Consider the following 12,154-nt stretch of genomic DNA (forward strand, 5'->3'; position numbering starts at 1 on the left):
TCTTCGTTGCACAGCGTTTTTCTTTTTCAAACAACATCGCACAAAACCGTCAGGCGTATTTTATGGGTGCTGCATTTTCACTTATTCTGTTTCCTGCTGCTTCCGGCGGGCTTCCAGTTCTTCCAGAGCGTCTTTGCGGGACAGGCTGATCTTGCCGTCTTTGATGTCCATGACCTTTACGATAATGGCATCACCTACGGAAACCACGTCCTCTACCTGTTCTACCCGTTCCTTGTCCAGCTTGGAGATATGTACCAGACCGTCGCGTCCCGGTGCAATTTCTACAAAGGCACCGAACGGCTTAATGGAAACGACCTTGCCCTTATAGATCGAGCCGACTTCCGGATCAATGGCAATGGTTTCGATCATCTGGTATGCCTTGCGGCAGCCCTCCATGGAAATGCCGCTGATAAATACGTGACCGTCCTCGTTGACATCGATCTTCACGCCGCACTCTGCGGACATTTTCTGGATCACCTTACCGCCCTGACCGATGACATCACGGATCTTGTCAGTCGGGATCTTGATCTGGAGCATCTTCGGTGCGAATTCGCCCACGGTATCTCTCGGAGCCGGAATTGCCTTGAGCATGATCTCGTCCAGAATGTACAGACGGGCTTTCCGTGTCTTTTCAAAGGCTTCGGCAATGATTGCCGGTGTCAGACCGTCTACCTTAATATCCACCTGAATGGCAGTGATACCCTTCTTGGTACCGCCAACCTTGAAGTCCATATCGCCGTAGAAGTCTTCCAGTCCCTGAATATCTACCATAGTCTTGAACTCATCGCTGTTCGGCAGTGTGATCAGACCGCAGGAAATACCGGCAACCGGTGCGTGAATCGGCACGCCTGCGTCCATCAATGCCAGTGTCGAACCGCAAATCGATGCCTGTGAGGTAGAGCCGTTGGAGGACAGCACCTCGGACACCAGACGCATAGCATACGGGAATTCCTCCACTGTGGGCAGCACCGGAATCAAAGCACGTTCTGCCAGTGCACCGTGACCGATCTCACGCCGTCCCGGGCCGCGGCTGGGCTTGGTTTCGCCTACGGAGTAGGACGGGAAATTATACTGATGCATGTAACGCTTGGAGGTTTCCTCGTCCAGACCGTCCAGCTTCTGGCTGTCGCTGACCGGTCCCAGCGTAGCAACTGTCAGCACCTGTGTCTGACCACGGGTGAACAGACCAGTACCATGTACACGGGGCAGCACGCCGACTTCCGCAGCCAGCGGACGAATCTCGTCAATGCCTCTGCCGTCCACACGCTTGCCCTCATAGAGCCATGCACGGACAATTTTCTTCTGAATCAGATACAGGATCTCATCGATCATGCCAGTTTCTTCGCCGCAGACAGCATCAAATGTTTCGTGTACGGCATCAATGATCGGACGCAGACGGGCATCACGTTCATTTTTATCATTGGTATCCAGTGCGTGTTCTACCTGCTCATGTACCATAGCATCGATATTTTCGAACAGTTCCTGATCGACCTCGTGTGCCTCGAATGTGAACTTTTCCTTGCCGATCTTCGCCTGAATCTCGGAAATAAAGGCAACCATTTTCTTGATTTCTTCGTGACCAGTCAGAATTGCCTGCAACATGGTATCTTCCGGCACTTCGTTCGCACCGGCTTCGATCATGACGATCTTGTCCTTGGTACCGGCAACTGTCAGGTGCAGGTCATTGTGCTGCCGCTGTTCCAGTGTGGGGTTCAGCACGATCTCGCCGTCTACCAGACCAACACTGATGCCGGCGATCGGTCCGTTCCACGGAATATCGGAGATCGACAGAGCGATAGAAGTGGCGATCATGCCTACAATATCCGGTGCACAGTCCGGATCCACTGCCATAACTGTCATGACTACAGAAACGTCATTCCGCATAGACTTCGGGAACAGCGGACGAATCGGACGGTCTACCATACGGGAAGTCAGGATCGCCTTTTCAGAGGGCTTTCCCTCCCGCTTGGTGAAAGAGCCGGGAATCTTGCCTACGGAATACATACGTTCTTCGTAGTCTACTGACAGCGGGAAAAAGTCGATTCCCTCTCTGGGCTTGGCACTGGCTGTGACATTCGCCATAACAACGGTATCACCGTAGCGTACCCAGCAGGAACCGTTGGACAGTGCACAGGTTTTTCCGGTTTCTACCGAAAGGGGTCTTCCGGCAAATGTAGTTTCAAATCGCTGTACATTTTCAAACATAATTCGAAATTCCTTTCCTGATTCCAATCCTTCGAATTCGCAAAAAGCCCTATGCTCTCTCCTCGCCTTTTGCAAAGCACACGGCTTCCTGCGAATACCTGAATTTGGAATCGATTTCATACACAGAAAGGCAGACAAAGCCACTGGCTCTGTGCTGCCTTTCCTTTTTCAATCGTTGTTTCTTACTTACGGATACCCAGCTTCTCGATAACCGCACGATAACGGTTAACATCCTTCTTCTTCAGGTAGTTCAGCAGGTTTCTTCTGTGACCAACCATCTTCAGCAGACCACGTCTGGAGTGGTGGTCGTTCTTGTGGGACTTCAGATGAGCAGTCAGATCGTTGATTCTCTTCGTCAGGATCGCGATCTGTACTTCCGGAGAACCAGTATCGTTCTCGTGGGTCCGGTTTTTCTCGATGATTTCTGTTTTTTCTTCTTTCAACAGCATGTTCTTTCACCTCATTCAATATTTCATCAATGCACATAGAAAGAGGCAGGTGACTTCCCGACGGGACAAAGCATGCACCCCTGCGGGCTTACTCCAAATTCCAAGTACATGACAAAATATATTATATCACATCTTTTTCGATTTGTAAAGTGCTTATTTTGTGAATTAAGAAATAATTTTTCCTTTTCCCTTGTGCGAACGTCCGCCGGAGCTTTTGCCGCCGGATTTCTTTGCCGGCTCGATCGGTTTTTCCTCGCCGCCGCGGTCCTCGAACACGGTTTCCTCCTCGTCTGTCACGGTCTGTGCCAGTTCCGGATTGACCTCGCCCCGCTGTTCATAGTAGGGATTGATGATGTACTTCTGAATGACCGGATAGGACTGGAACGTAATCACCAGACCCAGCCAGGAAGCCGGCATTACCGGCAGCAGGAACAGCAGGATCATGGAATACCGGATATTCACGAACATCAGCACCAGCACGTAGACCGCAATGACTGCTGCCAATACCAATATGGTGATGATGTTGGTTTTCAGGGCAACTACCGACAGTGCCAGCGAATTTTTCAGCACGTTTTTCAGGGAAAGATTCGTGGAAACCAGCATCGGGAAAATGTAAAAGTTCATAAGCAGTGCAATAACACCGATACTCAGGGTAATGGCAAACAGCACATAAAACATCTTGCTGCCGGTCTGTTCGATCAGGCGGGGATACACGTAAAATGCCGCCGAGATGCAGCACGCCAGCACACAGTCCAGCACGCCGACAATACAGGCATGCTTGAATTCTGTGCGGAACGTGTGGAAAAATTCATGTGCCAGAAACGTAGGCTTTTCCATGATAAAATTTTTCAGGATTTTCGTATGTGCCGCCGTTGCCGGACCGATGATCACTGCAAACAGCACCAGACATGCCGCCGCCAGAATGGTTCCCAGCTGGGAATCCACCGCAAAAAACAGGGCGACTGCACCGATCACCGGCAAAAAGCTGAGAAAGTACAGCAGGTTCAGTTCAAACAGTTTCCAGAACTTTCTGCCGAATATCTCAAAAAAGCGGAATATTCCTTTTTTCTTGGGGGCATTCTTCGCGATACCGGAACCGGCACGCTCGTAATGATTTCCGAATAATCCCATAGACAAACTTCCTTTCTTCAAGCTGCTTTCCGTGAAAAAAGCAGCATACATCTTTTATTCCGGCAGCACCGCACAGATCTATGCAGTGCTACATTTCAATTGCATAAAACAACGCACTATATAACAGCGTATGCAGTACCAGCAGCACCAGCAGTACGACAAAACGGGCACAGTACATTCGCAGCTGGTGGCACATCTGATCTGTTGGTTCGTCCCGAAATCCATAATCAGTGAATTTTCCAGAGAACCGCAGGGACTCCCGCGATGCCACCGCCAGCAGTGCCGAAACCGGCACAAAATAAATCAGCAGGAGCACACTCCGCACCAGCACATTTCCGGAGCCGCACTGCATTTGCAAGGCACCGCCCATACAAACGCCGTAAGTCAGCAGCAGCAGCCATACAAAAGGCTGTCCCACCGCGGAAAACCCCAGCAGGAAAAAGGTCATCAGAAACAGCAAAATGTTCCCGATGCTCCCCAGCCAGAGGGCTGCCAGACTAGACCGTTTTTCCAGAAACATGCCCAGAAAACACGCCCACGAGGTGGGAACGCCGTCATACTGCCACCGCAGCATGACAATCCCCAGTGCTGCCCCCAGCAAAACGCTGCCGAACAGCAGGCAGAACAACCGTTGTTTTCGCTCCGTTGTTGTCAATGTCGTTCGCTTTCGGATCATTGCAGATCTCTCCTTTGCTTTGCAAATTGGCTTGTACCTGCTTTATCCTATGCGAAAGGCACACCGGTTATGAATGCCGGGGCTTTAGGCAACACCGCACAAAGCCGTCAGGCGGGCTTTGTGCAGTGTTGCCTTTACTTAGACAGTTCGTATGCACGCTTAGTGCAGCTGTCGCAGGCGTTCTGCACTGCGTCCAGCATTTTGCCCTCATACAGCTGATCCAGACCGGCAAGCGTAGTGCCGCCCGGAGAGGACACCTGACGGATCAGCTCGTCGATGGAGTAACCGGAATCGGTGATCATCTTTGCCGAACCGATCAGCGACTGCACAAACAGTTCCTTGGCAGACTGTTCCGGCAGTCCCACTTTGGCAGCATAATCCAGAAAGCCCTTGGCGAACAGATAGATAAATGCCGGACTGCTGCCGTTAATGGCAATGACTTCTTTCATCTGCTCCGGTGCAATGACCGCAGTCATGCCGCAGCTGCCGAAGATATTCCGCACCACTGCAAATTCTGCATCACTGACGGAATCATCTTTTGCCAGTGCCGTGGCACCCTCTCCCAACAGCAGCGGGGTGTTGGGCATTGCCAGAACCACCTTTGCAAAAGGCTTTGTCAGCTTCCGGATAAACTCCGCACCGATTCCGGCAGCAATGGACACCAGAACTGTCTGTTCCGTTACAGCATCCGCGATCTGCGGCAGCACTTCCTCGAATTTCTGAGGCTTGATCGCCAGAAAAACATACCGGCTCTTTTCCACCACTTCTGCGGCACTTTTACACTTCTGCACACCGCAGTCTGCCAGAGCGTCCACTTTTGCTTCCGTGGGGTTATAGGCGAACAGTTCTGCTTCCGGCTTCATATCGCTTCCGGCAATGCCCCGCAAAATGGCACTGCCCATATTGCCGGCACCAATAAAACCAATGGTATTCATGAATCTTTCCCTCTTTCAATTTTGCCGTTTTTTCGAAAATACGACATTTTTCATGGATATATTATACTGCAAAACAATAAAAAATGCAAGTCCTCAGCGTATATTTCTAGGGAAACACTGCATAAAGCTTGCAAGCAGATTGCGTGCAAAGCCGTCAGGCGAACTATGCAGTGTTTTCCTATAAAAGAAAAAGTGGACGCACTCTCGCACGCCCACCCCTCTTTTATCAAGCGTCTACACGCCGATCAAAATGCAATATCTTCTGCGATCTGGTGCAGTTTTCCATCATACGGCTTTTCCATAGACAGAGCTTCCTGAATGTCAAAGTCTACGATCTTGCCGCCCTGCATACCGACAACACGGTTACCGATGCCCTGTTCCAGCAGTTCTACAGCATAGTAGCCCATTTCTGTTGCTGCTACACGGTCGCGGACTGTCGGAGAACCACCACGCTGTACGTGGCCCAAAATGGTCGCACGGGATTCGATACCAGTCTTTTCCTGGATCAGCTTGCAGATCTCTTCGGAATGACCGATGTTTTCTGCAACAACGATAATGAAATTCTGCTTGCCTCTTGCCTTGAATTCCATCATCTTCTTCGCGATCTTGTCCAGATCATAGGGCTTTTCCTTAGTGATGATCTCCAGTGCACCGGAAGCCACGCCGGTATTCAGTGCAATGTAACCAGCACCACGACCCATAACCTCAACAACGCTGCAGCGATAGTGAGACTGGCTGGTATCCGACAGCTTGTCCATCAGTTCCATTGCAGTGTTCATTGCGGTATCATAACCAATGGTGTAATCTGTGCAGGCAATATCGTTGTCAATGGTACCCGGCAGACCTACACACAGAATGCCGTGTGCAGACAGATCTGCGGCACCGCGGAACGAACCGTCACCGCCGATAACGACCAGACCTTCCAGACCGTACTTTTCACAGGTAGCCTTTGCTTTCAGAACACCCTGTTCGGTGCGGAACTCTGCACTTCTTGCGGTGTACAGCATAGTACCGCCGCGGCTGATGATTCCTGCTACACTCATTTCGTCCATCGGCTCAATATCGTCTTCCAGCAGACCACAGTAGCCACGCTTTACGCCATATACTGTCATGCCCTTTTTCAGAGCTGCACGGACAACGGCACGTACCGCTGCATTCATGCCCGGGGCATCGCCGCCGCTTGTCAATACACCAATCGTTTTAATCATAAACGTATTCTCCATTCCGCCGCATGGCAAAATTTTGAAACGGCTGCACAGCACATTCGCTGCTTATGCTTTCACCATTCCATTCCTATTCTATTATACTGATATTTCAGAGGTTGTCAAGTGGTATTCGAAAAAGTTAACAAGTCCCATACATATTTTATCAAAAAATCACAACAGCTGTATTCAGTGTTTCCTTTACTGCCGAACCTGTTGCAGTTACGCCGGCGGCAGAAATCCCACCTGCTCCGGCGAAACCACGGCACAGAGTGCGGCATAGGATTCCGAATTCACCGCCACCGCCTGTCCACCGCGGGGAGAGAGCATCTTCTTCCGGTCTGTCAGGTAAAAGCAGACCGGCACATTTCCCGCATGCTGTCCGATCACTGCCAGCAGCTGCTGTAATTCCGCCGTCTGGCGGGAATCGATCTTCACGCAGAGCCGCCCCTGCGGCAACGTCCGGAAAAAGGCTTCTTCCTGCAATACGCTGTTGCACAGCACACTGACGGCGTTTTCTTTCTGGGAAATTTTCCCACGGAGATACAGCACCGCGTCCTGCTGCAAGTACGGCTTTACAGAATTGTACAGGGCAGGAAATACCACGCAGTCCGCCGAACCGCTTTGGTCTTCACAGGTGAGAAAACACATGGTTTCCCCTTTTTTGGTGGTGTGCTGCTTGACATGCTGTAGCGTAACGATCAGCAGTACTTTCCCACCGTCCGGCTGTTCCGACAGTGCAGCCGCCGGCGTGGCACGGCAAAGCTGCCGCAGCCACTGGGACTGTTCCAGCGGGTGACCGGAGAGATACAGCCCCAGACTTTCATGTTCCAGCTGCAATAGTGCAGAGCGTTCCAGTTCCGGCAGCGACGGAATCGGCGTTTCCCGCACGGCTTCGCTCTCGCCGCCGAACAGGTTCATCTGTCCGGTCACAATGCTGCTGCGTTCCTCGCGGCAGTCCATCAGCACCTGTTCCTGATACTCCAGCATCTGCCGGCGGTTCAGTCCCAGACCGTCCAGAGCACCGCAGCGAATCAGGCTGTCCAGTGCCTGTTTGTTCAGTCCCAGCGGCAGCATACGCCGGCAGAAATCTGCCAGGCCGGTGAATTTTCCGGCTTTCTGCCGCTGCTCCGTCATCTTCTGGATCAACCCCTGCCCCAGCCCTTTTACTGCCAGCAGTCCGAACCGGATATGCTCACCGCAGCGAAGAAAATCTGCTGTGCTCTCGTTCACATGAGGCGGCAGCACCTTTACGCCGGCGTTCTGACAGGCGGTGAGGTATTCCATGGTTTTCCCCGTATCACCCATGACACTGGTGAGCAGTGCCGCCATATCGTCTGCGAAATAGTGCACTTTCAGATAGGCAGTCTGGTACGCCAGATAGGCATAGGAAACCGCATGTGCTTTATTAAAGGCGTAATCCGCAAACACAGCGATCTCATCGAAAATCGCGTTGGCAGTTTCCACCGGTACACCATTTGCCACTGCCCCGCAGCAGGGAGAACTGCCGTCGGAGCCGTCGCTGCCGTAAATGAATGCCTGCCGTTCCCGTGCCATGACATCCTGCTTTTTCTTCGCCATAGCACGGCGGACAATGTCGGCTCTGCCATAGGAATAGCCGGACAGCACCCGACAGATCTCCATGACCTGTTCCTGATAGACCATGCAGCCGTATGTGGGACGCAGGATCGGTTCCAGCAGCGGGTGGGCATAGACGATCTTCTCCGGATTCCGCCGGTTTTCCAGATAGAGGTCAATGGACGAACGCGGTCCGGGACGATACAGGGACAGGGCAATGGTCAGGTCCTCCAGACAGGTGGGCTTCAGCCGCATCAGCACGTGCCGCATACCGGCACTTTCGAACTGGAACACGCCGGTGGTATCTCCGCGGGAAAGCATGGCATAAACTGCCGCATCGTCCAGCGGGATCGCATCTATGGAGAATGCCGGTTCATACTTCTGAACGGCACGGACACAGTCCCAGATAACTGTCAGGTTCCGCAGCCCCAGAAAATCAAATTTCAGCAAGCCCATAGTTTCCAGAACGCCCATGGGATACTGGGTGATGACGGTTTCCTCATTTCGCTGCAGCGGCACCAAATCAGTGATCGGCACCGCAGAGATCAACACGCCGGCAGCATGGGTAGAAGCGTGCCGCGGCATGCCCTCCACCTGCATTGCCATATCGATCAGCTTTTTTGCTGTAGAATCGGTTTCATACAGTTTCCGCAGGTCTTCCCCGTCCTTGCCCTCCATGGATTCCGCAATGCTCTTTCGGGAATCGATAGACTTTGCAATTTTGTCGCACAGCCCGTAGGAAATCCCCATTGCCCGTCCGGTATCCCGAATGGCTCCCCGTGCCTTCATCAGGTCGAAAGTGATGATTTCCGACACCCGATCGGCACCATAGCGGGAGATCACATACTCCTTGACACGCTGTCTGCCCTCTACGCAGAAATCAATGTCAAAATCCGGCATGCTGACACGCTCCGGATTCAGGAAGCGTTCAAACAGGAGCTGGTATCGTAGCGGGTCGATCTGGGTAATGCCCATACAGTAGGCACACAGACTTCCCGCACCGGAACCACGCCCCGGTCCAACGGGAATGTCGTGACTTCTGGCGAAATTGATATAGTCCCACACGATCAGGAAGTAATCCACGTATCCCATTTGGGTAATCACAGAGATCTCCATACGCAGCCGTTCCAGCACCTCCGGTGACGGGTGCTCTCCGTAGTGCTTCTTCAAGCCGTTCATGCAAAGCTGTAGGAACAGCTTCCGGCAGTCCGCCACGCCCTCCATGGAAAATTTCGGGAGATAGATCTGTCCCTCCTGAAATTCCACGTGACATCTTGCCGCAATTTTTGCTGTGTTGGTCACTGCCTCCGGCACATCGGCAAACAGTGCCGCCATTTCTGCCGTAGATTTCAGATAAAACTCCGGCGTTTCAAAGTGCATATGCTCCGGATCGTCCAGCGTTTTGCCGGTCTGGATACACAGCAGCACTTCCTGCATGGCAGCGTTTTCCCGTCGGAGATAGTGGGCATCGTTGGTGGCAGCCAGCGGGATTCCCGTTTCTCTGGAAAGCCGCAGCAGCAGGGGCAGGTTTTGCAGTTCCTCCCGAATCTGGTGGTTCTGGATCTCCAGATAGTAGTTGCCCTTGCCGAACAACTGCTGATACCGCAGGGCAGTCGCCTTTGCCGCGGCATAGTCCCCTGCCGACAGCAGACGGGGCACTTCTCCAGCCAGACAGCCGGACAGACAAATTAAACCCTCATGATAGCGGGAGAGCAATTCCCAATCCACACGGGGCTTTTGATAGAAGCCTTCCAGACTGGCAAGCGAAACCAGCTTGACCAGATTCTGATAGCCCTTTTGGTTTTCACAGAGCAGGATCAGGTGGTGACTTCTGCTGTCCAGCCGGTGCTCCCGATCGTGACGGGTACGCCTTGCCACATAGACCTCACAGCCCAGAATCGGCTGGATTCCGGCTTTTTTGGCAGCCTGATAAAACGGCATCACGCCATACATCACGCCGTGGTCAGTCAAAGCGACCGCAGTTTGTCCCATTGCCCTGACCTGTTCGATCAGTTCCGGAATCCGACAGGCACCATCCAGCAGGCTGTATTCGCTGTGGACGTGGAGATGTACAAAAGCATTTTCAGGCATCTGCGGCACGTTTTCTCAACTCCTCTGCAAAAGCGGCGATTTTCTGAAAGCGGTGGTTGACACCGGAACGCCCGATAGGTTCGGACAGCAGTTCTCCCAGTTCTTTCAGACTAAGTTCCGGATTTTCCAGCCGCAGTTCTGCCAGTTCCTGTAGTTCCGGAGAAAGTGCCTCCAGCTGCCCGCACTGGGTGATCCACTGAATGTCCTGTATCTGCCGTATGGCGGCACCGACGACCTTGTTGATATTGGCCTCGTCGCAGTTCCGCACACGGTTCGCCTTGTTCCGCATATCCTTGCGGATCTTGATATTCATCAGGGCAATGGTGCACTGCTGGGCACCCATATAGGTGAGGGTGTCCTCGATGTGCTCGCTGTCTTTCAGGTACAGCACGTACATGTTTTTCCGCAGCAGCTGACCGCCGCTGATGCCGATGCTCCCCAGCAGCTTTTGCAGGTCGGAGCAGAGCAGTTCCGACGGCGTGTTGAATTCCAGATGATATTCCTTGTTGGGGTCGATCATGCTGCCGCAGCCGAAAAATACGCCTGCCAGAAAAGCACTCAGGCTGTTGTTCACCAGATTGGAAAGACGGATCTCCCGCTTTTCCGGACGAATGTGATAGACCTCACAAATGCGGCTGATCTGTGCCGCATCGGTAATGGTATAGCTGACCATGGACTGGTCGCCGCCGCGGGAGATCGTCCGCACATCGGGCTGCAATTCTGTCCGGAACACCGCACGGAACAGCATGGGCATCAGCCGTGCGAACACCGGACTTTCGCTTTGCAGCACCACTTGTTCTTGGGTAAAAATGCGGGAATACAGCAAAATGCCGTACAGACAGGCAAACTGCCGGTCGCGGTCGGTGATGCTTCTGGCGATCTCTTCCCGCACATCATTGGAAAATGACACGGTTTCCTTTTCTCCTTATGGTCGGTCCTTTCCAATATCGCGATGCTGTTTCACAACATGCATGCCCTTGGAAATGAGGTAGTCCCCTATCAGTTCAGTAAATGTGATCGAACGGTGCTTGCCGCCGGTGCAGCCAAATGCGATCACCAGACGGCTCTTGCCCTCCTGAATGTACAGCGGGATCAAAAAATCCAGCAGATCTTTGAGTTTTTCCAGCAGCGTGCGGGACTGCTCAAAGGACATGACATATTCCTGCACGCACTTTTCACAGCCGGTATGATGCCGCAGTTCCGGAATGTAGTACGGATTCGGCAGGCAACGCACATCAAACACCAGATCGGATTCCGTAGAAACGCCGTACTTGAATCCGAAAGAAGTCACCTTAATGGACATGGAGTCAGAGGAATTGTCCAGAAAGATCTCCCGAATCTGTTCTTTCAGCTGCGAAGCCGAGAAATAGGACGTTTCAATATAATAATCCGCAATGCCCTTCACGCGGAGCAGCTGCTCCCGTTCGTAGGCAATGGCATTGTGCAGACAGCCCCCGAACCGTTCGTCCAGCGGGTGCTTCCGGCGGGTTTCCTTATACCGCTTGATGATGACTTCGTCCTCGGCTTCGATATAGAGGATCTTCACATCCAGATCTGCCTGCTGCTTCATCTCCAGCAGTGTCCGATAGGCATCTGTGAACATATCGCCGGAACGCAGGTCTGCGGCAATTGCCAGCTTTTGCAGGTGGTTTTCTGACTCCCTGCAAATCTCCACAAATTTCCCGATCAGCTGCGGCGGCAGATTATCGATACAATAATACCCGATGTCCTCCAGAACGTCCATTACCACAGACTTTCCCGAACCGGACATTCCGGTCACTACCACCACATGCATTCTCACATTTTCCTGTTCCTGCATATGCTCCACGTCCTTCCTACACACTTTTCAACAATTTCCTTAGGCAATACCGCACAAAGAGCGTCTGG

Annotated in this window: 9 protein-coding genes; all 9 read right to left on the reverse strand. The window is 52.5% G+C overall.

Annotation, left to right across the window (positions count from 1 at the left end; all coding sequences use genetic code 11):
• Positions 1 to 81: 81 nt before the first annotated feature.
• Complete coding sequence (locus tag RUMCAL_RS04315) at positions 82 to 2,205, reverse strand: polyribonucleotide nucleotidyltransferase (RefSeq protein WP_040646948.1); 2,124 nt, start codon at positions 2,203 to 2,205, stop codon at positions 82 to 84.
• 182 nt (positions 2,206 to 2,387) lie between these two features.
• A complete protein-coding gene (gene rpsO, locus RUMCAL_RS04320) occupies positions 2,388 to 2,654 on the reverse strand; it encodes a 30S ribosomal protein S15 (RefSeq protein WP_021681345.1) in 267 nt (88 codons plus the stop codon).
• Between the two features lie 165 nt (positions 2,655 to 2,819).
• Positions 2,820 to 3,785, reverse strand: a complete 966-nt coding sequence (locus RUMCAL_RS04325) for a YesL family protein (RefSeq protein WP_051343655.1) — start codon at positions 3,783 to 3,785, stop codon at positions 2,820 to 2,822.
• 88 nt (positions 3,786 to 3,873) lie between these two features.
• The gene (locus RUMCAL_RS04330) at positions 3,874 to 4,461 is read right to left on the reverse strand and encodes a hypothetical protein (RefSeq protein ID WP_021681347.1); all 588 of its coding nucleotides are present in this window, start codon (positions 4,459 to 4,461) and stop codon (positions 3,874 to 3,876) included.
• Positions 4,462 to 4,595: 134 nt separating this feature from the next.
• Positions 4,596 to 5,396, reverse strand: coding sequence for a pyrroline-5-carboxylate reductase (gene proC / locus RUMCAL_RS04335; RefSeq protein WP_021681348.1), 801 nt, complete (start codon positions 5,394 to 5,396; stop codon positions 4,596 to 4,598).
• 245 nt (positions 5,397 to 5,641) lie between these two features.
• A complete protein-coding gene (gene pfkA, locus RUMCAL_RS04340) occupies positions 5,642 to 6,604 on the reverse strand; it encodes a 6-phosphofructokinase (protein WP_040646950.1) in 963 nt (320 codons plus the stop codon).
• 216 nt (positions 6,605 to 6,820) lie between these two features.
• A complete protein-coding gene (locus RUMCAL_RS04345; RefSeq protein ID WP_021681351.1) occupies positions 6,821 to 10,267 on the reverse strand; it encodes a DNA polymerase III subunit alpha in 3,447 nt (1,148 codons plus the stop codon).
• Positions 10,260 to 11,177 (reverse strand): DNA-binding protein WhiA, encoded by a 918-nt coding sequence (gene whiA / locus RUMCAL_RS04350; RefSeq protein ID WP_040646952.1) that lies wholly within the window; start codon positions 11,175 to 11,177, stop codon positions 10,260 to 10,262. The genes RUMCAL_RS04345 and whiA overlap by 8 nt, the downstream gene beginning before the upstream one ends.
• Positions 11,178 to 11,192: 15 nt before the next feature.
• Positions 11,193 to 12,086, reverse strand: a complete 894-nt coding sequence (gene rapZ, locus RUMCAL_RS04355; RefSeq protein ID WP_021681354.1) for an RNase adapter RapZ — start codon at positions 12,084 to 12,086, stop codon at positions 11,193 to 11,195.
• Between the last annotated feature and the right edge of the window lie 68 nt (positions 12,087 to 12,154).

The organism is Ruminococcus callidus ATCC 27760, from assembly GCF_000468015.1.
GTDB classification, from domain to species: Bacteria; Bacillota; Clostridia; order Oscillospirales; family Ruminococcaceae; genus Ruminococcus_C; species Ruminococcus_C callidus.